The sequence below is a fragment of the Methanolobus profundi genome, assembly GCF_900114835.1.
In the GTDB taxonomy this organism is placed as follows: domain Archaea; phylum Halobacteriota; class Methanosarcinia; order Methanosarcinales; family Methanosarcinaceae; genus Methanolobus; species Methanolobus profundi.
On the sequence record NZ_FOUJ01000001.1, the window covers coordinates 432,621 to 456,236 of the forward strand.

Below are 23,616 nucleotides of genomic sequence, written 5' to 3' on the forward strand. Positions count from 1 at the left end.
CATATATTATCAAGAATAATCGTGACAGATATCGGAAAACTTATATGCTAAAATTGTGTATTGATTTCACTTATTACTCATATGCTCGAATATATTGTTTTGATCGATGCTTTATGTGAAACATTGCAAAATGATCACAAATAATCGTGATAGATTCAGGAAACTTTTTTATATAGGGTCGTATTATTAGAACATCTTACATAACAGTTTCAAAATTATTACAAATCTAATTGTAAATAACAACAAATTATAATTTAGTGTTTTTTCGTAGCACTTCTACACCTATAAAGGAGGACAAAACAAACATGAGCGACATAGAAACTGGAAAGTTTTCCATTGATGAGCTGGAAAATGTCCAGATCACAATTGGCAAGATCGTAGGTGCCATTGAGAAAAAAGCGAAAGAAGAGGGAGTTGAAGTAGGCCCAACCCCAAAGCCGGGTATCTCTGGCCTCAGGGACTGGGACCACAAACTGCTGTCACGTTATCAGCCAGTTTACACCCCGGTCTGTGACCAGTGTTGTTACTGTACCTTTGGTAAATGTGACCTTGGTGGCAACAAGGAAGGTGCCTGTGGTATCAACATGGAGGCTCACCAGGCTCGTGAGACCCTTCTGAGAGTTATCACTGGTGCTGCTGCACACTCTGCACACGGACGTCACATCCTTCACCATCTCATAGATATCTATGGCCGCGATAAAGCTATAGATGTAGGTCCATCAAATCTGGTTGCACCAAACACCCAGGCAGTAACAGGTATCAAGCCGGAAACACTTGGTGACCTTGAAGAGGTAATGGACTATGTTGAGGAACAGATCAACCAGCTTCTTGCTACTGTACATGCAGGACAGGAAGGTGCAGCTATTGATTTCGAGTCAAAGGTCCTCCATGGTGGAATGCTTGACCATGTAGGTATGGAAGTCTCAGACCTTGCTCAGATGTCCTGTCTCGGAATGCCAAAGTCTGATACTGAAGCACCTCTTGTTGAGATCGGAATGGGTTGCATTGATTCAAAGAAACCTGTACTTCTGGTTATCGGTCACAATGTTTCAGGTGTTACATACATCATGGATTACATACATGACCACAACCTTGACGATAAGATCGAACTCGGTGGACTTTGCTGTACTGCTATCGATATGACACGTTACAAGGTAGAGAACGGTGGCCAGCCAAGGGCTAAGGTCATAGGTACCCTTGCAAAGGAGCTCAAGATGATCAGGTCCGGTGTACCTGATGTTATCGTTGTTGATGAACAGTGTGTCAGAGCTGATGTCCTTGAGGAAGCAAAGAAACTCTCTATCCCTGTTATCACAACTAACGAGAAGATAATGTATGGTCTTCCAAACAGGTCCAAGGATAGTGCAAAGGATATCATTGAAGACCTTTCCACATTCAAGGACCCTGGAGCACTTATACTCGACTATGATACTCTTGGAGAGGTAGCTCCTGAACTTGCGATCAAGATGTCAAAGATCCGTGAGGACATGGGTATCAAGGCACTTCCAAGCGATGAGGAACTTCAGGGACTCTCTGAGAAATGTGTCCAGTGTGCTGCATGTGAAATGGACTGTCCTGCAAACCTGCCTATCATGGCAGCAATGAAGGCAGGAGTTGACAAGGACTTCAGCAAGTTCGAGGAACTCCACGATGTCTGTATCGGTTGTGGAAGATGTGACCAGGCATGTCCAAAGGATATTCCTGTACTCGATATGATCGAGCAGGCATCCCGTAAGATCATCCGTGAAGAAAAGGGATTGATGCGTGCCGGAAGAGGTCAGATAAGTGATCCTGAGATCCGTGAAGAAGGTGTCAATCTTGTTCTCGGTACAACACCAGGTATCATCGCTATGGTAGGATGTTCCAACTATCCGAATGGTACAAGGGACCTCTACACAGTTGCAGATGAGATGCTCAAGAGAAACTACATCGTTGTCATGTCCGGATGTTCCGCAATGGACCTTGGAATGTACAAGAACGAAGATGGTCAGACCCTCTATGAGAAGTATCCTGCAAAGTTCCTTGCCGGTAACCTTATTAATGTAGGTTCATGTGTCTCTAACTCACACATCACAGGAACAGCTATCAAAGTCGCCGCAATTTTCGCACAGAGAAATGTCAGCGGTAACTACGAAGAGATCGCTGATTACATCACAAACCGTATCGGTGCTGTCGGTGTAGCATGGGGAGCATACTCTCAGAAGGCGATCGCTATCGGTTCAGGCTGTAACAGGCTTGGTATCCCTGTAGTTGTCGGACCACATGGTTCAAAGTACAGAAGAGCACTCATTGGTAAGCCATATGATGAGGCTGCCTGGAAGGTATATGATGCAAGAGATGGTTCAGAAATGCCGATCCCTTCATCACCTGAGTTCCTGCTTACAACAGCAGAATCCGTTGAGGAACTCTTCCCAATGCTTGCAAAGAACTGTATCCGTCCATCTGATAACAACATGGGAAGGATGATCAAACTGACCCATTACATGGAACTAAGCCAGAAGTACCTCGGTCACATGCCAGAGGACTGGTATAAGTTTGTAAGGACAGAGACAGACCTTCCACTTGCAAAGCGTGAGCAACTCCTCAAGATACTTGAGGCAGATCATGGATGGGAGATCGACTGGAAGCGTAAGAAGATCATTTCAGGTCCAACAATGAAGTCTGATGTTTCAGCTCAGCCTACAAACGTCAAGAGGCTCTGCAAGGGGGAATGCTAAAATGGTCGATACAACAAAGAACACACTGATCTACACAACTTCAGGTAGAAAGGTCGCAAAACCTGTAAATCCGAATGTTGCAGGTAAGATGATATCAAAAGCGAAGAGACCTCTTCTAGTAGTAGGTGCTGAGCTCCTTAAAGATGAGAAGCTCATTGAGAAGGCAATTACGATCGCAAAGAAGGGAATTCCGGTAGCTGCTACCGGACATTCCATTACTGCATTGGTAGACAAGGATATAGATGTAAAATACATCAACATACACTCACTTGGTACTTTCCTCGGGGATAAGAACTGGACCGGTCTTGATGGTCAGGGTTCATACGACACTGTCATTTTCCTCGGCCACAAGAAATATTATCTTGACCAGGTACTTTCAGGCATTAAGAATTTCACTGATCTTAAGGCCCTTGCTATCGAAAGACATTTCATGCAGAACGCTACATTGTCCTTTGGAAACCTCAAGCCTGAGGTTCATCTTGAGGCTCTTGATGAATTAATTGAGAATTTATGATTATATTTTATATGGTGACAATACGGAGAACTAATCATGGCAGATGAATTCCCTTTTGAAATATCTCCTATGTTTGAAGGAGAGAGAATTAGAAAAGATGGTATGTTTGTAGAACTTGCAGGTCCGAAGTCCAAAGGATTCGAACTTGTAAGAGCAGCAGATATGGACGACGTGGAGGACGGCAGGTTCACACTCATCGGTCCTGATCTTTCAGACATGGAGGAAGGTTCCAGATATCCTCTTGCAATGGTCTACAAGATCGCAGGAGAACTTGTGGAAGCTGACCTTGAGTCAATTGTAGAAAGAAGGAACCACGAATTCCAGAACTACATACAGGGTTTCATGCACCTTAACCAGAGAGACGATGTCTGGATGAGGGTAAGCAAGGATGCAGTTGAAAAGGGCATGACATCGTTCGAGTCTGTTGCACAGGCTATCATGATGCTCTTTAAGAACGAACTCCCATTCATAGAGGCTGTAGAGGCTATCTACATCACAGATATGGATGAGATCGAGAAAGAGATCGAGAATGCAAGAGCAGTCTACAAGGGTAGAGATGAGAGAACCCGTGACCTTCACGATGAGGACGTTGACACCTTCTACGGATGTACTCTCTGTGCATCATTCGCTCCAACCAATGTCTGTGTAGTTACACCAGACAGGATCTCACTTTGTGGTGCTATCAACTGGTTCGACGGCAGAGCAGCTGCAAAGGTAGACCCTGAAGGTCCTCAGTTCGCAATTCCAAAAGGCGATGTCATTGACGCAGAATCCGGAGAATACACCGGTGTCAACGAAGCAGCAAAGAGACTTTCAAGCGGTGAATATGACCGTATAAAGCTCCACTCATTCTTCGAGTACCCACACACATCCTGTGGATGTTTCGAAGTTGTCGGTTTCTACATCCCTGAAGTAGACGGTATCGGATGGGTAGACAGAGACTTCGCAGGTACAGCTCCAAACGGACTTCAGTTCTCAACAATGGCAGGACAGACCGGTGGAGGTAAGCAGGTAGTAGGTTTCCTCGGTGTAGGTGTCAACTACTTCCGTTCACCAAAGTTCATCCAGTCCGATGGCGGCTGGGAAAGAGTTGTCTGGATGCCAAAGATGCTCAAGGACAAGGTACTCAACGATATTCCTGAAGAGATGCGTGACCTGGTTGCAACCGAAGAGGATGCAGCAGATGTAGACAGTCTCAGGAACTTCCTCAAGGACAAGAACCACCCAATTCTTGAGAGATGGGTCGAGGAAGAAGAGGAAGCACCAGAAGAGGAAGAAGCAACAGAAGCAGCTCCACAGGCTGGCTTTGCTGCACCACAGATGCAGATGCCAACCGGCGGCTTCATGCCATCCATGCCAATGATGACCGGCGGCGGATCTGGCGGTGTAAAGATCGTCCTTAAGAATGCTAAGGTAAGCATTGAAAAGGTAATCATTAAGAAACAGGACTAAGAGAGGTTTTCTGTGGCTAAGATAATTGCAGTGACAGGTAAAGGCGGAACAGGGAAGACGGCAACGACCAGTCTTCTCATCCGTCAGCTTACAAAGGGTGACAAGGTAGTCCTTGCCGTTGATGCGGACCCGGATACAAATCTCCCGGAAACACTGGGATGTGATACCAGCAAGACAATTGGTGATATAAAAGAATACATGCACGATGAACGTGACAACCTCCCGCCTGATGTCAACAAGGAATCCATATTGGAAGGAAAGCTCTATGAGATCCTTGAAGAGATGCCAGGATATGACCTGCTGGTCATGGGAAGGCCGGAAGGTTCAGGATGTTACTGTTATGTCAACAATCTGCTTCGTGGTATCATGAACAAGCTTGTGACAAACTATGATGTGCTCATCATCGATGCCGAAGCCGGGCTGGAACATTTCAGCAGGAAGATCTTCAGGAACGTTGATGATCTTGTAGTTGTCACAGATGGTTCACGCAGAGGTCTTAGGACCGCTGAGCGTATCAGGGAACTTGTAAGCGAGCTGGAAACAGATGTTTCCAACATTTACGTTATTGCAAATAAGGTCACAGATGCAAACCGTGAGAGGATCTCCAGTACTGCTGAAGAACTCGGTCTTGAACTAATAGGTATGATCCCTGTGGACGAGATGATAGTGGAGAGAGATCTCGCCGGGGAACCTTTATTCGATCTTCCTGACGATTCCGTTGCAGTACAGGAAGTTGAGAGGATCGCTCAGAAACTTGGTTTGTAACAAATATATCATATGGTGGAATGCACATGACAAAGAAAATGAAATTATCACAGCTTGGTGATATTTTACAGGACCTCGATGTGGAGTCACTTGAAGGTGTGACCATTGAAGGTGACATCGAACTCAATATATCAGGCGGTGGAGGACTCAATCCTGCACTTGCTTATGCATTAGGAAATGAGATATCACAGATATCTCTGCACATGGCCAACATCGGAAGGATGCTTGGATTCCCTGCTGAACAGTTGTTCGCATCTGCTTTCGGACTTGGTGAGATGCCACAGCCAGAAGCACTTCCAACATCTCCAAGGATACAGGAACTACTTGCTTCTAAATTCGAAGTATCAAAGGTAGACAACTGGAAGAACCCAATACAGGAAGTAACACTTGGTGCTACATCAGGTGACGGTGGCTCAAGGAAGAGCACTGTGACCATTGGTGGAGAGAACGCACTTCCATATTACTTCGATGCCGAGATGCCACACAGGAATTACGTCACAATGGACGTTTTCGACATGCCAATAGGTATGGCAAAGGCAGTAAAGGGCAACTACGAAGATGTTATCAACGACCCTGCCGAGTGGGCAAAGAAGGTCGTGCGTGACTTTAACGCAGACATGGTAACAATTCACCTTATCTCAACTGACCCGCTCATCAGCGACACTCCTGCAAAGGAAGCAGCAAAGGTTGTCGAGGATGTACTTCAGGCAGTTGACGTACCTATCGTTATTGGTGGTTCAGGTAACCCTGAGAAGGACCCTGAAGTACTTGAGAAGGCAGCAGAAGTTGCAGAAGGAGAGAGAGTACTCCTCGCATCCGCAAGTCTGAACCTTGATTACGAGAGGATTGCAAAGGCAGCTATGGACTACGGACATAATGTCCTTTCCTGGACACAGCTTGAGATCAATGCTCAGAAAGAGCTTAACAGGAAGCTTATGAAGCAGTGTAATGTCCCAAGGGACAGAATAGTAATGGACCCAACCACAGCAGCACTTGGTTACGGTCTTGACTATGCTTACACCAACATGGAGCGTATAAGACTTGCTGGTCTTATGGGCGACGACGAACTGACATTCCCAATGTCATCCGGTACCACCAATGCATGGGGTGCTCGTGAGGCATGGATGGTCTCATCCCCTCTTAAGCAGGATTCAGACTGGGGGCCAAGGGAATATCGTGGACCTATCTGGGAGATCGTCACAGGTCTTGCACTGTCACTTGCAGGTAACGATATGTTCATGATGATGCACCCAACATCTGTTCAGGTGCTCAAGGAAATTACACAGACACTCTACGGTTCCATCGAGTCCGAAGAGATAGATATCACCAACTGGATCGGAGCGGAGGTGTGATAAATGAAAATTAACAGTCCACTGGAAGCTTACAAGTTCCTGCCAGCCACTAACTGTGGTGAGTGTGGTGAAGCTACATGTATGGCTTTTGCAGCACACCTTATTGACAGGTCCCATAAACTCACAGATTGTAAACCAATTCTTGATGCAAAGTTCAAGAAGAAGTACGAAGAGCTTGATGCACTCCTTGCTCCTGAGATCAGGGAAGTCGAGATCGGTGTCGGTGACAAGATAGCAAAGATCGGTGGGGACGATGTTCTCTACAGACACAAGCTTACATTCTTCAACCAGACACAGTTCGCATATGATGTGACTGACAGCATGGATGAGAAGGACCTCGTAGAGAGGGTAAACTACATTCAGGACTTCAGAAAGTTCTATGTAGGTAACTTCCTCACTGTGGATATGATCGCAGTGCGCTGCACATCAGGCGACCCTGCAAAGTTCGCAGCAGCAGTAAAGAAGGTCGTTGAGACAACAGACCTGCCTATCATTCTCTGTTCATTCGACCCTGCAGTCTTAAAAGCAGGTCTTGAAGTATCAAAGGACAGGAACCCACTGCTCTACGCAGCAAACAAGGATAACTGGAAGGAAGTCGGGGCTCTTGCACTTGAGTATGATGTACCTGTAACACTCTTTGCACCAAATGACCTTGATATGCTCAAGACACTGGCAAAGACCTTTGCAGAAATGGGTACCGAGAAACTTGTGCTCGATCCGGGAACATTCCCAACCGGCAAGCAGCTCAAACAGACATTCAGCAACTTCCTGAAGGTACGCAGAGCTGGTATTGACGGTGACCGTGACATCGCTTATCCGATAATGGCAGTTCCGTTCACAGCATGGATGGCACATGACGACCCTGTAAGTGCATCTTACTGGGAAACAGTGGTTGCATCAGTATTCACCATCAAGTACGGTGACATAATGATCCTCCACAGCACAGAGTCTTATGCAATGCTGCCTGAACTGCACATACGTGACACTATCTACACAGACCCAAGAAAGCCGGTCACAGTAGATCCTGGTATGTACAAGGTGGGCGAGCCAACCGCAGATTCACCAGTTCTCGTAACAACCAACTTCGCTCTTACCTACTACACAGTAGAGAGTGATATTGCATCCAACAAGATCGACTGTTTCCTCTGGGCAATTGATACCGACGGTATTGGTGTAGAGGCTGCAGTAGCCGGTGGACAGCTTACCGCCGAGAAGATCAAGAAGGGAATCGAGGATTCAGGCTTTGATATGAAGAAGGACACGACACACAACACCATCGTTATCCCCGGACTTTCAGCACGTCTGCAGGGTGACGTGGAAGACGCAACAGGTTGTAATGTCATGGTAGGTCCTGCAGATTCCGGTAGGATCCCTGGCTGGATGGAAAAGAACTGGCCACCACAGAAGAAATAATAAACAGTACTATTCTGGAAGATGCTGTGTTCAGATACAGCATCTTTCTTTTTGTAATTTTTATTTTTGACCTTTTTTCTATGAAAGGTTCATGATAGTATCTTTTGAACAAAAAACTCTTATACTATCTACTTGTCGTTTTACGTTGGGATAAGATGGATCTGATCATACGTAGTAACAATAGTATCGAATTGACCAGAGATGGGAAGCATTGTGCCATTATCGGGGATATTGAAGATGTCATGGATGAGCATATTGAAAAAATGATAGAATGGGCTACATGTCTGTGGAATTATGACAAGATCACAATGTGGAAGAAATCTGATTCTGCAAATCCCGGATACTTCATTCGTGATAGTGATGAGGGCAGGTACAAGGTTCATGTCCTGGACGATGAACAGAAGGCCGATCTTTTCGGCGGGGCGCGGAAAGACAGTCCATCAAAGATAAAAGACTGGGAAAACAAAGAGATCCTTGCTTATGTTGATTGGTTCATTGATTGACCTGGATGTTCAAGAGATATTCTCTGTTGGTCAAAAAAGCAGATATTGACAGTGGGTCATGCTATCAGAGGCCGCACTCGTCAATAAGTATTTCCTGGAACCATTCTCTGGTAACATCAATAGAGACCTTCGATTCCAAGTAGTTGAGGTATTCGCATTTTCCGGTTCTGACGTATATGATGCAATTGGTGCAGTATAGTTCCCTGTTCTCTTTAGAATATCCTAGTTCCTCTATCATACACATGCTTCTACTCCATCATCATTGATCAGGATGGTGACCATATCCTTTGCAGATGTGATCCTTCCACAACTTTTACAATAATAGAATACGTTGGATCCTATTAACTGGCGTTTTAAATCTGTACGACAATATTCACAGCATATACTCTCTTCTATTTTCATCAGATCATCCCACACTTCCCGGTATGCCCAGGTCGCTACTTTGCATCCATCCCGCCGATCATGAAGCGTGTAAGTTCCAGATCGTCCTCACTCATTGTCCTTTCATACTGCCCGTTCCTGATAATTTTTAGGCCAGTATCAACCCTATTATTTGTATATGTGTCTATACATTTTTTAATGTTTTGCATAATTTTTTATTCTCCTTTCTACCAGTAGATCAGAATATCTCATGCAGGGATATATAAAATATGCATATAATATCAATATAACTTTATAATCTATATATTAGTTACAAAAACATGTAGTTTCTATGTAGTATTCGCATCTTTTTATGCCCATTCATTTTCTTTTTTATCAGGACAGAATATGTATAAATATTGAAATAGAGATTGTATGTACAGAGGTATTGGTATGAGTGAAGTATTTTTCAGATCAGCAGAAGAGATAGGCCCCGATAATACACAGATCGATCAGATAATCGATCTATTTCCCAGAATATCCCCTGTTAAGGAAGGGGACATTGTTGCAATAAAGATCCATCCTGGCGAACTTGGGAACACAACTTATGTTCGCCCTGTTATAGTAAAGACTGTTGTGGATCTTGTAAAAGAAGCAGGAGGCATTCCTTTTGTAACAGACACTACCGTACTGTATCCAAGTAAGAGATTCAACGGTGTAGATGTTCTTAATACGGCTGCTACTAATGGTTTTACTCTAGGGACAATGGGTGCTCCATTCATTTGTGCTGATGGTATTCACGGTGATGATTCTGTTTCTGTGGATATAGGTGGGGAAGTTGTTGACAGTATTACAGTTGCATCTGCAATAGCAAGCGCAGATTCTATGATCGTGATATCTCATTGTAAAGGACATCCTGCATCAGGGTTTGGTGCAGCTGTTAAGAACTTAGGGATGGGTTGCCTGGATAAAGCAGGAAAGACTGAGGTCCATAAGGTAGCAAGACCTTCTATTGATATCGATAAATGTGTAGGATGCAGGAAATGTGTAAATGTATGCCCATGGGATGCTCTTTCTTTAGTGGATGGAAAAGCAATTATCGACCATGACCTGTGCTGTGGTGAATTAGCATGTTTTGCCAGCTGTAATTTTGGTGCAATTGTTCCTCCTGCAGATTCTCCGGAAAGGATGCAGGAAAAACTTGGTGAAGCAGCTTATGGTCCTGTCAAACTTCTTCCTGAAAAAATAGGATATATTAACTGGATATTCGATCTCACTCCGGGATGTGACTGCTTCAATTTCTCAGCTCCTACATTTGCCGGGGATATTGGAATTACTGCATCTAAAGATCCGGTAGCTCTTGATAAGGCCAGTCTTGACCTTGTAAATGAAAAGATGAAGCACGATGGAGGAGGTTGTGTTAACAACGTTTGGGGAATTGATCCTATGATCCATCTGGAATATGCTGAGAAGATCGGTGCTGGCAGCCTGAAGTATGATCTGATACGTAAATGATCTGAACTCAGGATTATTGATCTGTATCTAAGCTAATGTTCTCAGAACATGATTGTTTCTGGGCGAAAACAATATTTAAGTAAGAATGGTATCAGAGCCAATGAACAGTACTATATGTCCAAAATGCGGGAATGGAACTCCCCGATTATTTCAGGGACGCTGCAAGAGCTGCTTTCTGGAGAATTTCACCCTTGCAGAAATAGCTCCTGTCCTGCATGCCAAGATATGCTCGACCTGTGGGGCACGAAATATCAGGAACAGGTGGGTGAATGAAGGGAATCTTGAGTCGATCATTATCCAGACAGCCGAAGATGCACTTTTAGTGCATGAAATGGCAGGTGACATCGAGATATACATTGAACCTCGTGCACAGACGCCTTATATTTATAAGGTACATATCGAAGTTGATGCGATGGTGCTTGACGAGATCTTCCATCAGAGCCTGGATACTGAGATACGTGTAGTGCGCGAGTCCTGTGACATGTGCAGTCGTATATCAGGAGGCTATTTTGAAGCTATAATGCAGATAAGGGCAAGCAAACGTATCCCTTCCCAGGAAGAGATGGCCGAGTGTATCACTATAGCTAACGGGGTACTTGAGAGATTACGTAATAAGGGTGACCGACTTGCATTCATATCAAGCAGTCTTGATATTAAGGAGGGAGTTGACCTCTATGTTGGTTCTTCAAATGCTGCACGCCATATATGCAGGGAAATAAATTCACAACTTGGTGGTACTTTTACCGAGTCTGCATCATTACAGGGAAGAAAAGAAGGTAAGAATGTCTATCGCATCACTTTTTCCCTGAGACTTCCGGAGTTCATGCCACATGATATTATCGAGCATAAGGGCAGGGTCATAGAGATAAGGAAGTTCGGTAAGAGTGTGACAGGTACTGATGTCGAGACCGGTGCACGTTTTACGGGTACATTCGATGAACTGGATGGTGCGACACTTCTTGCAAACAGGAAGGACCTGGGAACAACAATGCTCGTGGCTATCGAGAATGATGATCTTCTCGTACTTGATCCTGATACCTATGAGACCGTGACCATCAGAAAACCTGTCATGTTCAATGCAGAAGCAGGTACCGAGATACCAGTTGTCAGAACAGAAAAAGGACTTCTTGCTGTTGCAGATCCTTCCAGATAAAAGGCCTGTATGTCCATGAAGAATATCCTTGTTATAGGTTTTAGCACCCGCAACATCGTTTGTTCCGGCATAAAGGCCGGATATAACATGTATGCTATCGATGCTTTCTGTGACCATGACCTGATACAGCATGCAACAGATGCAAGAAAGCTTGATATCGATGGCTCTTTCGATGCCAGCACTATCAGTCTTGAACAGCTGGCTGAGATGATCGAAAGTTTCGGTGTTGAGTTCGATGCGATCATACCAGGATCAGGTTTTGAGATGATAGGACTTGATGCATTACCATACAGTGTACTTTCCAATGATCCCGGGGTCATAGAAAATGTATCTGACAAGTATTGTTTTTCCAGATATCTTTCCAAGTTGGGAACCGCTCATCCTAAGACCGTTCTTCTTTCTGATATCCACGAACTGGAGTTTCCTGCCATTGTCAAACCGGCATGCTCAGGAGGTGGGATCTTCAATATGAAGGTCAATTGCGAGGATGATATCTCAGCTCTTCATGAGCGACTTAAGGCTATTGGGATGCCTGCGGGTAAGAACAAACTGATAGCTCAGGAATACATAGAAGGTACTCCTGTAAGTGTCTCTGTGATATCCACTAAGGACGAAGCGGTGGCAGTAGCAGTGAATGAACAGCTCATAGGTACTCCATGGTTAACAGATGTTCCTTTTGCCTATTGTGGGAATATAACTCCTTATGATACTCCTTATGCAGATGAGATGATGCGTTTATCCGAGGAACTGATACTTGAACTGGGTCTAGTGGGCTCCAATGGTGTGGACCTGATAATATCCGGGAATGGTCCTGTGGTCATAGAGGTGAATGCACGTTTCCAGGGCAGTCTTGATACGGTTGAAATGGCTACTGGGGTATGTCTGCTGGATGCTCATATACAGGCTTTCCAGGGGAACATGGTAGTGGGAAAGAATGAATTTGAAGGGAATGTAAAATATTCCTGCAGAGCTGTCCTTTATGCTGATAGGGATATGGAGATGACCGAAGCTGCCCAGGAAAAGCTTCTTCAAAGGAACGTATGTGATGTCCCTAATACCGGACAGGCAATAGGTAAGGGGGAACCTGTAACCTCTGTGTTATGCTCTGGTAAAGACCGCGAAGATGTTCTTGGGATGGTCAAAGAAAGCGTTATGTTTATACGTGAATCATTGAATCTACTTTGTCCCTGAACAAAATATCTGAATATGGGATCAGATAGTTCGGAACGAAAGGGTATTGCAAGCAAAGGTTAATATTTGAATACATTGCATTAACATGCACATCATGAGGTGAAATTTTTTGATAGATTTGAATGATCCGGTTGTAAGAGGGTATCTTATTCGTCTGGTGGGTGAAGATGGACTGCAGATGATAGTGGACATGCCTGAGGGCGAAGTGACCGACGAACAAATAGCCGAAGCAACGGGTATTCTACTTAATATTGTCAGAAGGACCCTTTTCATTCTTAATGAGAACAAGCTTGCAGTATGCAGGCGTGAACGTGATTCCAGTAGTGGATGGCTTACATACCTCTGGACGCTCGATATGACAGACATAGGACCTCAACTGGTAAAAGAGAAGAAGAGACTCGTCAAGAATCTCAGGACCAGGGTCCAGTTCGAAGAGGACAATGTCTTCTATGCATGTCCGGAAGGGTGTATACGTATGAACTTTAATGAAGCTACTGAATGCGAGTTCCTCTGTCCTTACTGTGGTGAGGATATGATGTACGATGATAACAGTAAGTTCATAGATAAGATAGAAAAGAGACTTCGGTTCCTTGATAAAGACAAATAGATGTTTTCATCTGAAGATGCACTGGACCTGCTGAGAAGCTCTGGTTGCAGTGAAAAGGTCATAGCTCATTGCGTGGCTGTTGCTGATCTGGCCCTTGACATATCCCGTAAGCTCATAGATAATGGGAGGGATGTGAATATAGGTCTGGTAGAGGTGGGAGGTCTGCTCCATGATCTTGGTCGTGCAAAGAGTCATGGTATCGATCATGCTGTGGTCGGTGTCAGCATTGCAAGGGAGAACAATGTGGACCCTGAGATCATTGAGATCATAAAGCGACATATCGGTGCAGGCATCACAAAAGATGATGCAAGAGTGCTCGGTCTTCCTGATGACGATTATATGCCAATAACACTCGAACAGAAGATAGTGGCCCATGCAGACAATCTTGTAATGGGAACTGAACGTATCTCTCTTGACCGGCGTATAATGAAAATGCAGAAAAAAGACCTGGATCTCGCAAGCATTGAACGAGTAAAAGCACTTGCTGAAGAAATAGGCATCTACTGATCAAGGGATAAATATATATATAAAAATTACTAATGAGTAACATGATGCATTATCATGCATAGTACATTTTTAAATTTATTTTCTCATTTTTGTATGAGGTATAATTAATGGTTAATGATAAACATTACAAAGGTACAACCACTGTAGGTATAGTTTGCAATGACGGTGTTGTTCTTGCAACCGAGCAGCGTGCAACAATGGGGAATTTCATTGCAAGCAAGACCGCAAAGAAGGTCTACAAAATAGATGACCGGGTCGCTATGACCATTGCGGGTTCAGTGGGAGATGCACAGCAGATCGTAAGAGTAATGAGTGTGGAGTCCAAATTATACAAAATGAGACGTAAGGAACCCATGACCATCAAAGGTCTTACAACACTGTTGTCTAACATGCTCAGTGGACAGAGATACTATCCATTGATGGTACAACTCCTTGTTGGAGGATTCGACAAGAACGGACCTTCTATTTACTCACTTGACGCTCTTGGTGGCAGCATCGAAGAGACAAAGGCTGTATCCACAGGTTCAGGCTCTCCTTTTGCATATGGTGTACTTGAGGACAGGTACAAAGAGGACATGTCAACAGAAGATGGTATCGAACTTGCTGTCAGAGCACTTCACAATGCAATGAAGAGGGACTCTGCATCCGGTGAGAACATCGATGTAGTGGTAATTACCAAGGATTCTTACACCAGACTTGACATGGAAGACGTCAAAAAGATGAGGGAAACACTCTAAATGAGCATATAATATCCTTTGATCTTTTATTTAGCGTAACATAATATTTTCGATATAGTTTTTTAAACTATTTCCATATTTTTCACTTTTTTATAAGGAAGGCTGTTTTAATGGCGGTAGAAGAAGTACTATCTGATCTGAAGAAGAAAATAGAAGAAAAACTACCTAACGGTACTACTATTTCTAGTGTTGAGTTTGAAGGCCCACAGCTTGTTGTTTACACAGAAGAGCCCAAAAAGTTTGCAGATAACGGTAATATAGTCAGAAATCTGGCAAAAGCATTGAGAACACGTATTGTTGTTCGTCCAGATCCAAGGGTGCTTATGCCACCAGAGGAGTCTATTGGCAAGATCCTGGAGACAGTACCTGATGAGTCAGGTGTGTCCAACCATCATTTCGACCCGGATGTCGGTGAGGTTATAATCGAAGCAGAGAAACCTGGTCTTGTAATAGGAAAACACGGTGAGACTCTCAGGGAGATCACAAAGAAGATAGGATGGACCCCTAAGGTCGTAAGGACCCCTCCTATTAAATCACGTACTGTACAGAACATACGTGAGTTCATGCGTACAAATCATAAAGACAGAAAGGATATTCTAAAATCAGTAGGAAGAAAGATCCACAGAGGATGCACTTCCAAGGATGAATGGGTAAGGGTAACATCACTGGGTGGTGCAAAGGAGGTCGGAAGAAGTTGTTTTATTATCTCGACCCCTGAGTCACGTATAATGATCGATTGTGGTGTCAATGTCGGTTCCGATGACAACATGACCCCGTATCTCTATGTGCCTGAAGCATATCCGATCAACCAGATCGATGCTGTTGTACTTACACATGCTCACCTCGACCATCAGGGTCTTGTGCCACTTCTTTATAAATATGGTTTTGAAGGACCTATCTACTGTACTCCTCCAACCAGGGATCTTATGGCACTGTTGCAGCTTGACTACATCGATGTTGCTGCAAAGGAAGGCAAGAGGCCTCCATACAGTTCAGCAGATGTAAGGGAAGGACTCAAGCACACCATCGTTCTTGACTATGAGGAAGTAACGGATATTGCTCCTGATATCAAACTAACGTTCCACAATGCAGGACACATTCTAGGTTCTGCAGTATCTCACTTCCATATCGGTGACGGACTGCACAATGTAGTTGTCACAGGTGACTTCAAATACGAGAAGACAAGACTTTTCGATGCAGCAGTTAACAGGTTCCCACGTGTTGAGAGTGTTATCATGGAATCCACATATGGAAACTCCAATGCAACACAGCCTTCACTTCAGGAAGCTGAGAAGAACCTGCAGAACATTGTCAATTCCACTTTGAAGAAGGATGGAATAGTTCTGATCCCTGCCTTTGCAGTAGGAAGAAGTCAGGAAGTAATGATCGTTCTTGAGGATGCTATACGCAAGGGTATCATACCTAACGTTCCTGTCTATCTTGATGGTATGATCTGGGAAGCAACAGCTATCCACGCTACGTATCCGGAATATCTCAATAACGACCTGCGTAAGCTTATCTTCCAGAAAGGACAGAATCCGTTCCTTTCAGAATGCTTCAAGCCTGTTGATTCCAACGAGCTTCGCCAGAAGATCATTGAAGAACCACATCCATGTGTTATCCTGTCAACATCAGGTATGATGAATGCTGGTCCTGTCATTGAGTACTTCAAGGCGTTCGCAGAGAATGAGAACAATACTCTTGTTTTCGTAGGTTACCAGGCAGATGGAACCCTTGGTAGAAGGATCCAGAAGGGATGGAAAGAAATTCCATTGTCAACGAACAAGGGTACCTTTGTTGTTAAAATGAACATGAACGTCGAGGTTGTCGATGGTTTCTCAGGTCACTCTGACAGAAGACAATTGATGGACTACATCAAGAAGATGAAGCCACGTCCTGAAAGAGTCTACACCGAGCATGGTGATGAACGTTCCTGTATAGACCTTGCAAGCTCCATCCACAAGAGGAACAAGATGGAGACAAAGGCACTTACAAATCTCGAAACAGTACGGTTGGTATAACCGTACATATTTCTTCTTTTATTTTTAATTTGTAGAATTTACTATTTGATCTATTCATGCGACCGTGCATTTCTGTCATTATTGCAGATAATCAATTTTGTAGATGCATCACAGTTTTTAGCTACTGGTATGCAGAAAAGAGTGAACAAATTGATCATTGGCAAACAAAGAACAAAGCAACCACCCGCCGCAGGCGGCACTTTCCTTCACTGCCATGAACACTATTAAAATATGGAGTTGTTAATAATTGCTGGATTCAGAGTTACAATTCATGGGGGTTCAGTTGATGTCTTCGTTTGCGTGTAGAAATAAAAGTGAAAACAATAGATTATTTAATGCACTTTTTCGGATTGTGCCGGCTTTGCCGGGCCCTTTGGGATGATTTAAGTTATTCAGGAATTACTTAACTTTCATCGATCAATTCTCATCAGATCGCTCAGGTAAACGATCAGCTCAGAATGGTCTTTAAGCACTATATCGGCTTCCTGAAGCTCTGATCCATCAAGGTATGTCGGTATTCCCACACAGTACATGCCTGCATTTTTGGCAGATTCTACTCCAAGTGGTGCATTCTCAACTACAAGACAATCTTTCTTTTTCAGACCCAGTTTCTCTACAGCTCTGTTGTATGGTTCAGGGTCAGGTTTTCCGTTCTGCACATCCTCCCCGGAGATGATGGCATCAAATATATCAGGGTAGAATCTGTCCATGAGGGATGTCACTATCGTCCTGTCAGCACCGGATGCTACGGCTAATTTGAATTTACCTTTAAGTGATCTCAGGCACTCGTACATGCCTTCAAAAACTTCTGCCCTGTTGTTCTCCATGAAATGTGCCCTTTTCTTTTCAAGTATAGCATCATACATGTCTGGCTCCGGTGTCCTGCCAGCTTTTTCAAAGAATATATTGATGACACCAACATGATTGGAACCTTCGATCTCATATATCTCCTCTTCAGTGACATCGATACCAAATTCAGCAAATACATCAACCCATGCTTTTGCATGATATGGCATTGAATTCACAAGAACTCCGTCGGAGTCAAAAATTATCCCTTTGAACATATTGGTTCCTTATGGATATTCTCTGATAAACATTGTGGATAAACACATTCTCTTTTTGATGGATAGGGACATAATTGTTTACTCCAAAGATGCAGTTAACAGGATCTCTACAGGCCCGAAAAACATATTCATCTGTCTACTTCACCAGAACATTATAATAAAAGCCACGATCGCTACCATTATACCGTTCTGCATCATCAGGGATACGAACATGATCCTCACTCCAAGCCTGGGGCTGAATATACCCGCATAATATGGCAGCATGCTCTTGATCCTGGGAACACTGGCAAGTATCCTTCCAACAATTAGGGCAAGTATAACATCCTTTGGTGTAAGCATCTCTGCTGTTAGAAGATTGCCGGCTATGGTATAGGCTGCGATATTGCTGGCAAACCATCCAGCTACGATGGGTAGACCTTCGGCTGGTACATACCTGATCAGAAAAGAGTTGCTCATCAAGGATGATACCCAGTCAAATATACCGGTCTCCATGAGCTGGAAAACAATTATAGATACCACTGCCATGGTGAGGACTATTTTTTTCAGGGATCTACCTGATCTTTTTGAGGCCTTTTTAATTGCTTGCCTGAAAGGGATCTTCTCAATGTTTGCATGGATCTCTCCGTGGGTTTTGGGTTCAAGGAGAACACGGGCAGCGACCAGAGCTATCAGTGTCTTCAGAAAACCGATAAGCACGACTATACCCAGATAGATAAGGCCGGTGGTACCAAGCAGTACGACAACAACAGGCAGCAGATCCCTCGAGAGCACTATGCTTGATGGGAACGAGTTGACCATTGTAGCTATGATGGTCTCCTTTCTGTCAATGTACTTATCATCATGCAACTTTGCGATCATGGAATTTCCTGCAGCAGATGAACCAAAGGATGTGAGAAAACTCACACCCAGCTCCTCCCTGAGATTGCCAAAACGCATCACAGGGGATGCAAGGAAACCCAGTTTTTTGACCCATCCCATTTCCACGAGAATATCCATTATAATGGTCCCTATTACGATGGGAGGGATAACCTTAATGAGATAATCAAAAGATGAGTAAAGAGCATCGATCCACATTTGACTCCCATATTCTCCCATACAAGATAAGAGTTTTAGTAGAGACGATCTGTTATGTGGGGATATGCTCTGTTATTGAAGATCAGGGAGCTTGTCAAAAAAGGGACATACGACAGAAAATGCTCAGTATTTCTTATTCTGATCGGAAAAAGCCAGTTTCTTCAAAGGGAACTTTGCATTAGATGAAGAAAAAACAGTATAAAGGCACGCTTTATACTGTAATTGGATCATTATCTTCGCATTCCTCCTCCGGGTGGCATAGTTCCATCTCCAGGTCCTCCTGGCCTGTTTCCACCGCCCATCATTTCTGCTTGTATCTCATATATCTGGACGCCATTTACGATCACAGTTCCTCCGTTTATATAAGATTCCTCATCTACATCAATTCCGGAATTACATGTGATCGTTATGTAACCATCATTAATGGTTACCGTGCCATTTGCATCGATCCCATCTGTATCTCCGCTAGCCATCTCTATATTGATCGTCCCGCCATTAATGATTATTTCAACATCATAAGCAGTACTTTTCCTGGCAGCATTGATCCCGTCATCTGTTGCGTAAATATCGATGTTACAATCATTGATCACGATATAGGTCGCTTCAATTCCTTCAGAGGCTTTTGTAATGGTGATATCTCCGCCATCGATCTGTATGAATCCGGCAGCGGTTATCCCGTCATCAGCTGCATTGATCTCAAATGTTCCATCGTAAATGTAGATGTTCCCTAAACTATCGTCCTCATCATTTTCACAATGGAATGTATCTTTTGAAGAATCGACAGTAAATGTTCCATCATAGATCAATATCCTGTCATTAGCCTCGAAAGAATCCAGCTCTGAAGTTACGTAATAAGTTCCTCCGGTTACCTTAATATCATCTTTACTGCTAATTCCGTTTTCTGACGATACTATCTCTAAAGAACCTACACCATTGAAGACCAGGTCATCTTTTGAAAATATGACTGCATCGAGATTCGTATCTCCATCGCTAACAAAAGCTCCTGTCGTTTCCATATAATTCTCGCTATCTGTGGTAGTAATGAAAACCTTGTCTGCTGACTTAACATAGATAACTGGCATATCCTCATTAACGATATTCACACCATCCAGAACGATCTGGACCTTGCTTTCATCTTCTACATCTACATAAATAGTAGCGTCAGTAGCCTCTCCACTTATTACATAAACTCCTTCTTCGGAAATTGTAATATCAGTGTCTGACCCAGCTTCTATATATGTTGCATCTTCCAGGTCTGCTTCCTGTTCTAAGTCCCTGGAAGTGAATTCTGAGCTTGCTGCATATATGGAAATATCTTCATTACTTTCTCCTGTAATTGTGGAGACAATACTTCCTTCATCACTCAGGTCATTATTATTTTCTTCTGTAGTTGCAGGGATGATACTTCCTCCAACACTTAAAAAAATAAGTAATAGGGCTAGTAAAGCTCCCCCTATCAAAATATACTTTTTCATTTTAGTTCCCTCTTATGATTTCATAGGTCTGTGGTGTTGTAACCGGTTATCAGGAACACTTTCTGATTTCCGTTCTGACTTTTGATGGATTGGATGAACTCATGTTTGTTGGCGTTCTTCTTGAGTATTATGCTGTAGACGAGTTCTGTCACTGTTCCTGAGCGGACTGAATCTATTCCTATGAGTTCTGCTGATCGTGTGTATTTGACGAATGTCCTGTCAAATAGTTCTTCAAAATCAACATCCTTGTCAAGCTGTATCTTTAGTATCTGGCTCATGGCAGGTCTTGCAAACCAGTCAAATTCGAACATTATGAAGATAAGTGCACCGATCACACCGGTTGCGATGATCGCCAGCATGTAGAATTTTGTACCTGTTGCCATACCTATCGCCATAGCGAGGAATATGAAACCGATATCACGGATCTCTTTCACTGCATTCCTGAAACGTATGATGGACAGTGCACCGACAAGTGAGAATGCGCGTGCGATGTTCGAACCCACAATGAGCATGATGACATCTACGACCAGTCCCATCATGATGAGAGTGTGGACGTAACTCTGGGTGTAAGATGTTCCTTTGTGCGTGCGTTTGTACAGCCATCCGATGGCTGATAATAATATGAAACCTAAAACAAGACCAACAAAAACGTCGGTGCCTGTGAAGGTTCCGCTCAAGTCTTCGAAATCTAATAGACTTTCAATATCTACTGCCATTTAATAAACCTCGATCTTTCGGGGGGATTCGTTCTCCACATCCAGTCCAGTACAGTATTTGCTAATTCTGACGAGTCTGTAGTTGTTCTGGCCGATGAGTTCTGTAAGCCAGTAAGGTACCCGATCATTGGCTTTGATCTCCAGGATCACCCGGTCTGGCGATACTATATATCTTCCAAGATTCTTGGAGGCCAGGTCCAGGTCATTGATCCTGTATCTTATGTTCGAGTCAAAGGTTATCCTCAGGCCGTTGTCATAATCCGTTCCGGTGTAAGCATGTCTGAAATAACTTGTGATCAGGGTTGGCTGGAGGTTCCTTTCCTCAATCATTCCGAGAACCTCTTCCATGACGGGTCTGTCTCTCTCGTCACACTCATCAGGAAGGCAACGATCGTTGCAGAGTGTCATAGCATCTCTGTAGGGAATTGCGATCCTGCGTTTCTGTATTGTTTTGTCATAACGTTGTTTGATCTCGACGAAAACCATGGAATCGTCTGTTATGTTCTCTTGGGTTTCGTATATGCGAACTCTGAGCTTTTTCCGGAATTTCAGCCCATCGATCTTTTCCCAATAGCATTGAAGATCCGGACTGTCATAGTACAGACTTGATATCACGTAGTCCCCTGAATCCCATGCATACTGGTCAGGAAGCATATATGCATCAAGCTGCTGTTTAAATTCACGTGCCTGCTCCATTGAAAGCAGATACTTCAATTCGAACCGATTGAACTTTCGGATTGGTTCCATTCCTTTCCTCCTTATGATCTTGATCGTCTTCAATTATCTCTTGATGGTGTTTTTTCCCTGGAGATCTTTTGGTAGCAGACGATATGAATTTGTGATTGTCAGGAAGATCACATGTTACATGATGTACGACATGTATGGTGGTACGTTGTTAGTGGTTAGTGATGATGGTGGTTAGTGTCACGCTAACATGCGATCTTACAATTCGAGGATTGTCAAATGCAAATATAAAGATACTTACAATAAAATAGACGAAATAAAGCTTTAATTTCAAATTAAAAGAGAATTAAGTTTTGAAATGCAGATAAAGCTATAAAAGTTGATATTTAGTTGATCAAATATACTATAAAGCTTTATTTAGGATAATACTCCTGAAGATCAATTATAGGAGTTTACTTGTAGCCCATAAATAATTGTAATGTATTATGGAAGTATCCTCCACTGAGAGCTCATATCGACAATGATTTATCCGGGAACATGAGTTCTGATTATGGGTGAGAATGTGGAAGAAAAACCTGTAAACTCTTTTAGAGTATGCCTGAATTGTGGATACCAGCGTGGTTTCCATGTTCATTTTAAGGATGTATCCGAAGGAAAGGCCAGACTTGGGCTCATCTGTCCAAACTGTGGACAGAGCTATGATATCGGATGGCTGACCGCTGATGTTCCTGAGCTGAAGCCTGAAAAAGAAGAGGTGTATGGGGAACTGGACCATTAGGTCTTTTTCAGCTTCTCCATCTTTTCCTTGATCTTTGCTGCACTATCACTGTGTTTCTTGTGGATACGCTCAAAATCGTCCTTGCTGAGCTTCTTCTTTTTCCTGTCACTCTCTATCTGTGCAATGACTGCAAGTTCTGCTTCATAGAGTTCTTCAAGTTCACCCAGTTTTCCTGAGCTGTCTTTCTTATAATATAGTACTGCACCTATCACAACGATAAGTAATACAATACCTATGATCAGGCTATAGTTATATCCGGTTCCTGTGTTTGTGTACGAATTCGGGCTTTGGAGCGTGACACTGAACTCATCGAATGCAGGTGATGACCAGATGTAGGATGTCTTCCCATCATCATTGCTGGCCTGGTCGGCAACCAGCTGGATACCATTTGCAGAGGTGATGGATGGGATCTCACTATTCTCATGGTTGACAACTATAATGAGCCTGGATATTGGATAGTCGAGTATTCCCTCAGACCTGATGACCTTATTGAAAGTTGCTACATCTTCATGACTGTGTACCACGTATCTTATACCATAGAGAAGTGGCATTACGTTGGATGTGGAACTTTCATCTGCTGAGAAATAGATGAAGTTACCTTCTCTGGAATAGTTCACAGAAGTTTCAGAGGCACTGCCGGTCATATCTGTTACCAGGAACTGCATGATCTCAGCATTCTCCGGTATCCATAATACCAGATCATCACTGTCATTCACTGAACCTGTGGAGTACACTACTGACTCACTTACTATAATGTAATTATCATCTTCAAAATACATCTCTATCAGATGACTGAATTCTGAAACAGGCATTTGTCCAATGGAACTGTTCTCTGTCGTAGTAGTTGAATTCTCAGGAAAAGCCATGGCAGGTGCAATGAAAATGAGGGAACATATGCATAGTATAAGGAATGCAGAGGTGCATCTTTCCATACTCTTCATTGATAAGGCAACATTGATGGATGTTTTTCTGTTCATGATATCACAAGAATAAGTGGGTATGAACTAATAATATACAT

General features: G+C 43.4%; 24 protein-coding genes. 15 read left to right on the forward strand and 9 right to left on the reverse strand.

Features of this window, described 5'->3' with window-relative positions; all coding sequences use genetic code 11:
• Window positions 1-305: 305 nt before the first annotated feature.
• The 7 genes from cdhA (at window position 306) to BM008_RS02195 (ending at window position 8,716) form a co-directional block, all read left to right on the forward strand.
• Window positions 306-2,717: a CO dehydrogenase/acetyl-CoA synthase complex subunit alpha gene (gene cdhA, locus BM008_RS02165; RefSeq protein ID WP_091932546.1), complete on the forward strand. Its 2,412-nt coding sequence runs from the start codon at window positions 306-308 to the stop codon at window positions 2,715-2,717.
• A gap of 1 nt (window position 2,718) precedes the next feature.
• Window positions 2,719-3,231 carry a CO dehydrogenase/acetyl-CoA synthase complex subunit epsilon gene (gene cdhB / locus BM008_RS02170; RefSeq protein WP_091932547.1) on the forward strand — a complete coding sequence of 171 codons (513 nt, stop codon included), beginning with the start codon at window positions 2,719-2,721 and terminating at the stop codon, window positions 3,229-3,231.
• Window positions 3,232-3,267: 36 nt separating this feature from the next.
• Window positions 3,268-4,683, forward strand: a complete 1,416-nt coding sequence (cdhC, locus tag BM008_RS02175) for a CO dehydrogenase/CO-methylating acetyl-CoA synthase complex subunit beta (protein WP_091932549.1) — start codon at window positions 3,268-3,270, stop codon at window positions 4,681-4,683.
• A 12-nt stretch (window positions 4,684-4,695) separates the two neighbouring features.
• Window positions 4,696-5,448, forward strand: a complete 753-nt coding sequence (locus BM008_RS02180; protein WP_091932551.1) for an ATP-binding protein — start codon at window positions 4,696-4,698, stop codon at window positions 5,446-5,448.
• Between the two features lie 26 nt (window positions 5,449-5,474).
• Entirely contained in the window at window positions 5,475-6,800 is a 1,326-nt protein-coding gene (gene cdhD / locus BM008_RS02185; protein WP_091932554.1) for a CO dehydrogenase/acetyl-CoA synthase subunit delta, read from the forward strand.
• A gap of 3 nt (window positions 6,801-6,803) precedes the next feature.
• A complete protein-coding gene (gene acsC, locus BM008_RS02190) occupies window positions 6,804-8,213 on the forward strand; it encodes an acetyl-CoA decarbonylase/synthase complex subunit gamma (protein WP_091932556.1) in 1,410 nt (469 codons plus the stop codon).
• Between the two features lie 155 nt (window positions 8,214-8,368).
• The gene (locus BM008_RS02195) at window positions 8,369-8,716 is read left to right on the forward strand and encodes a hypothetical protein (protein ID WP_091932559.1); all 348 of its coding nucleotides are present in this window, start codon (window positions 8,369-8,371) and stop codon (window positions 8,714-8,716) included.
• A 64-nt stretch (window positions 8,717-8,780) separates the two neighbouring features.
• Here the strand turns inward: BM008_RS02195 and BM008_RS02200 are convergent, their stop codons facing one another.
• From BM008_RS02200 to BM008_RS14815, 3 genes are read right to left on the reverse strand one after another with little or no spacing between them, the layout of a single operon-like run.
• A complete protein-coding gene (locus BM008_RS02200; protein WP_091932562.1) occupies window positions 8,781-8,960 on the reverse strand; it encodes a hypothetical protein in 180 nt (59 codons plus the stop codon).
• Window positions 8,951-9,118 (reverse strand): hypothetical protein, encoded by a 168-nt coding sequence (locus BM008_RS14810; RefSeq protein ID WP_177187926.1) that lies wholly within the window; start codon window positions 9,116-9,118, stop codon window positions 8,951-8,953. The genes BM008_RS02200 and BM008_RS14810 overlap by 10 nt, the downstream gene beginning before the upstream one ends.
• Window positions 9,119-9,153: 35 nt before the next feature.
• The gene (locus BM008_RS14815) at window positions 9,154-9,306 is read right to left on the reverse strand and encodes a hypothetical protein (RefSeq protein WP_177187927.1); all 153 of its coding nucleotides are present in this window, start codon (window positions 9,304-9,306) and stop codon (window positions 9,154-9,156) included.
• A 223-nt stretch (window positions 9,307-9,529) separates the two neighbouring features.
• On the opposite strand from BM008_RS14815, the gene BM008_RS02205 reads away from it, so the two are divergent.
• The 7 genes from BM008_RS02205 (at window position 9,530) to BM008_RS02235 (ending at window position 16,807) form a co-directional block, all read left to right on the forward strand.
• A complete protein-coding gene (locus BM008_RS02205; RefSeq protein WP_091934097.1) occupies window positions 9,530-10,591 on the forward strand; it encodes a DUF362 domain-containing protein in 1,062 nt (353 codons plus the stop codon).
• A 100-nt stretch (window positions 10,592-10,691) separates the two neighbouring features.
• A complete protein-coding gene (locus tag BM008_RS02210) occupies window positions 10,692-11,744 on the forward strand; it encodes a 60S ribosomal export protein NMD3 (protein ID WP_091934100.1) in 1,053 nt (350 codons plus the stop codon).
• A 9-nt stretch (window positions 11,745-11,753) separates the two neighbouring features.
• Window positions 11,754-12,935 (forward strand): ATP-grasp domain-containing protein, encoded by a 1,182-nt coding sequence (locus BM008_RS02215; RefSeq protein WP_091932565.1) that lies wholly within the window; start codon window positions 11,754-11,756, stop codon window positions 12,933-12,935.
• 109 nt (window positions 12,936-13,044) lie between these two features.
• A complete protein-coding gene (locus BM008_RS02220) occupies window positions 13,045-13,542 on the forward strand; it encodes a transcription factor (protein WP_091932578.1) in 498 nt (165 codons plus the stop codon).
• The gene (locus BM008_RS02225; protein WP_091932584.1) at window positions 13,543-14,049 is read left to right on the forward strand and encodes a TIGR00295 family protein; all 507 of its coding nucleotides are present in this window, start codon (window positions 13,543-13,545) and stop codon (window positions 14,047-14,049) included.
• A 107-nt stretch (window positions 14,050-14,156) separates the two neighbouring features.
• Window positions 14,157-14,786 (forward strand): archaeal proteasome endopeptidase complex subunit beta, encoded by a 630-nt coding sequence (psmB, locus tag BM008_RS02230; RefSeq protein WP_091932586.1) that lies wholly within the window; start codon window positions 14,157-14,159, stop codon window positions 14,784-14,786.
• A 110-nt stretch (window positions 14,787-14,896) separates the two neighbouring features.
• Entirely contained in the window at window positions 14,897-16,807 is a 1,911-nt protein-coding gene (locus BM008_RS02235; protein ID WP_091932589.1) for a beta-CASP ribonuclease aCPSF1, read from the forward strand.
• Between the two features lie 410 nt (window positions 16,808-17,217).
• Here BM008_RS02235 and BM008_RS02240 read toward each other — a convergent pair whose 3' ends face one another.
• The 5 genes from BM008_RS02240 to BM008_RS02260 form a co-directional block, all read right to left on the reverse strand.
• Window positions 17,218-17,871 carry an HAD family hydrolase gene (locus BM008_RS02240; protein WP_091932591.1) on the reverse strand — a complete coding sequence of 218 codons (654 nt, stop codon included), beginning with the start codon at window positions 17,869-17,871 and terminating at the stop codon, window positions 17,218-17,220.
• Window positions 17,872-18,012: 141 nt separating this feature from the next.
• Window positions 18,013-18,945 carry a nucleoside recognition domain-containing protein gene (locus BM008_RS02245; protein ID WP_177187928.1) on the reverse strand — a complete coding sequence of 311 codons (933 nt, stop codon included), beginning with the start codon at window positions 18,943-18,945 and terminating at the stop codon, window positions 18,013-18,015.
• A 230-nt stretch (window positions 18,946-19,175) separates the two neighbouring features.
• Window positions 19,176-20,420 (reverse strand): carbohydrate-binding domain-containing protein, encoded by a 1,245-nt coding sequence (locus tag BM008_RS02250; protein ID WP_091932596.1) that lies wholly within the window; start codon window positions 20,418-20,420, stop codon window positions 19,176-19,178.
• Between the two features lie 20 nt (window positions 20,421-20,440).
• A complete protein-coding gene (locus BM008_RS02255; RefSeq protein WP_091932599.1) occupies window positions 20,441-21,136 on the reverse strand; it encodes a DUF4956 domain-containing protein in 696 nt (231 codons plus the stop codon).
• Window positions 21,137-21,883, reverse strand: a complete 747-nt coding sequence (locus tag BM008_RS02260) for a polyphosphate polymerase domain-containing protein (protein WP_143072243.1) — start codon at window positions 21,881-21,883, stop codon at window positions 21,137-21,139.
• 487 nt (window positions 21,884-22,370) lie between these two features.
• Here BM008_RS02260 and BM008_RS02265 point away from each other — a divergent pair, with 487 nt between their 5' ends.
• Window positions 22,371-22,598 carry a hypothetical protein gene (locus BM008_RS02265; protein ID WP_091932602.1) on the forward strand — a complete coding sequence of 76 codons (228 nt, stop codon included), beginning with the start codon at window positions 22,371-22,373 and terminating at the stop codon, window positions 22,596-22,598.
• On the opposite strand, the gene BM008_RS02270 is transcribed toward BM008_RS02265, so the two are convergent.
• Window positions 22,595-23,575 (reverse strand): hypothetical protein, encoded by a 981-nt coding sequence (locus tag BM008_RS02270; protein WP_143072244.1) that lies wholly within the window; start codon window positions 23,573-23,575, stop codon window positions 22,595-22,597. The genes BM008_RS02265 and BM008_RS02270 overlap by 4 nt on opposite strands.
• Between the last annotated feature and the right edge of the window lie 41 nt (window positions 23,576-23,616).

What these genes read in the sequence shown, in the direction of transcription:
- BM008_RS02260 (WP_143072243.1), bottom strand. Translation starts at nt 21,883, where the DNA reads ATGGAACCAATCCGAAAGTTCAATCGGTTCGAATTGAAGTATCTGCTT.
- psmB (WP_091932586.1), top strand. Translation starts at nt 14,157, where the DNA reads ATGGTTAATGATAAACATTACAAAGGTACAACCACTGTAGGTATAGTT.
- acsC (WP_091932556.1), top strand. Translation starts at nt 6,804, where the DNA reads ATGAAAATTAACAGTCCACTGGAAGCTTACAAGTTCCTGCCAGCCACT.
- BM008_RS02195 (WP_091932559.1), top strand. Translation starts at nt 8,369, where the DNA reads ATGGATCTGATCATACGTAGTAACAATAGTATCGAATTGACCAGAGAT.
- BM008_RS02210 (WP_091934100.1), top strand. Translation starts at nt 10,692, where the DNA reads ATGAACAGTACTATATGTCCAAAATGCGGGAATGGAACTCCCCGATTA.
- cdhC (WP_091932549.1), top strand. Translation starts at nt 3,268, where the DNA reads ATGGCAGATGAATTCCCTTTTGAAATATCTCCTATGTTTGAAGGAGAG.
- BM008_RS02200 (WP_091932562.1), bottom strand. Translation starts at nt 8,960, where the DNA reads ATGTGTATGATAGAGGAACTAGGATATTCTAAAGAGAACAGGGAACTA.
- BM008_RS02240 (WP_091932591.1), bottom strand. Translation starts at nt 17,871, where the DNA reads ATGTTCAAAGGGATAATTTTTGACTCCGACGGAGTTCTTGTGAATTCA.
- BM008_RS02215 (WP_091932565.1), top strand. Translation starts at nt 11,754, where the DNA reads ATGTCCATGAAGAATATCCTTGTTATAGGTTTTAGCACCCGCAACATC.
- BM008_RS02205 (WP_091934097.1), top strand. Translation starts at nt 9,530, where the DNA reads ATGAGTGAAGTATTTTTCAGATCAGCAGAAGAGATAGGCCCCGATAAT.
- BM008_RS02225 (WP_091932584.1), top strand. Translation starts at nt 13,543, where the DNA reads ATGTTTTCATCTGAAGATGCACTGGACCTGCTGAGAAGCTCTGGTTGC.
- cdhB (WP_091932547.1), top strand. Translation starts at nt 2,719, where the DNA reads ATGGTCGATACAACAAAGAACACACTGATCTACACAACTTCAGGTAGA.
- BM008_RS14815 (WP_177187927.1), bottom strand. Translation starts at nt 9,306, where the DNA reads ATGCAAAACATTAAAAAATGTATAGACACATATACAAATAATAGGGTT.
- BM008_RS02255 (WP_091932599.1), bottom strand. Translation starts at nt 21,136, where the DNA reads ATGGCAGTAGATATTGAAAGTCTATTAGATTTCGAAGACTTGAGCGGA.
- BM008_RS02265 (WP_091932602.1), top strand. Translation starts at nt 22,371, where the DNA reads ATGGGTGAGAATGTGGAAGAAAAACCTGTAAACTCTTTTAGAGTATGC.
- BM008_RS02235 (WP_091932589.1), top strand. Translation starts at nt 14,897, where the DNA reads ATGGCGGTAGAAGAAGTACTATCTGATCTGAAGAAGAAAATAGAAGAA.
- BM008_RS14810 (WP_177187926.1), bottom strand. Translation starts at nt 9,118, where the DNA reads ATGAAAATAGAAGAGAGTATATGCTGTGAATATTGTCGTACAGATTTA.
- BM008_RS02245 (WP_177187928.1), bottom strand. Translation starts at nt 18,945, where the DNA reads ATGTGGATCGATGCTCTTTACTCATCTTTTGATTATCTCATTAAGGTT.
- cdhD (WP_091932554.1), top strand. Translation starts at nt 5,475, where the DNA reads ATGACAAAGAAAATGAAATTATCACAGCTTGGTGATATTTTACAGGAC.
- cdhA (WP_091932546.1), top strand. Translation starts at nt 306, where the DNA reads ATGAGCGACATAGAAACTGGAAAGTTTTCCATTGATGAGCTGGAAAAT.
- BM008_RS02270 (WP_143072244.1), bottom strand. Translation starts at nt 23,575, where the DNA reads ATGAACAGAAAAACATCCATCAATGTTGCCTTATCAATGAAGAGTATG.
- BM008_RS02250 (WP_091932596.1), bottom strand. Translation starts at nt 20,420, where the DNA reads ATGAAAAAGTATATTTTGATAGGGGGAGCTTTACTAGCCCTATTACTT.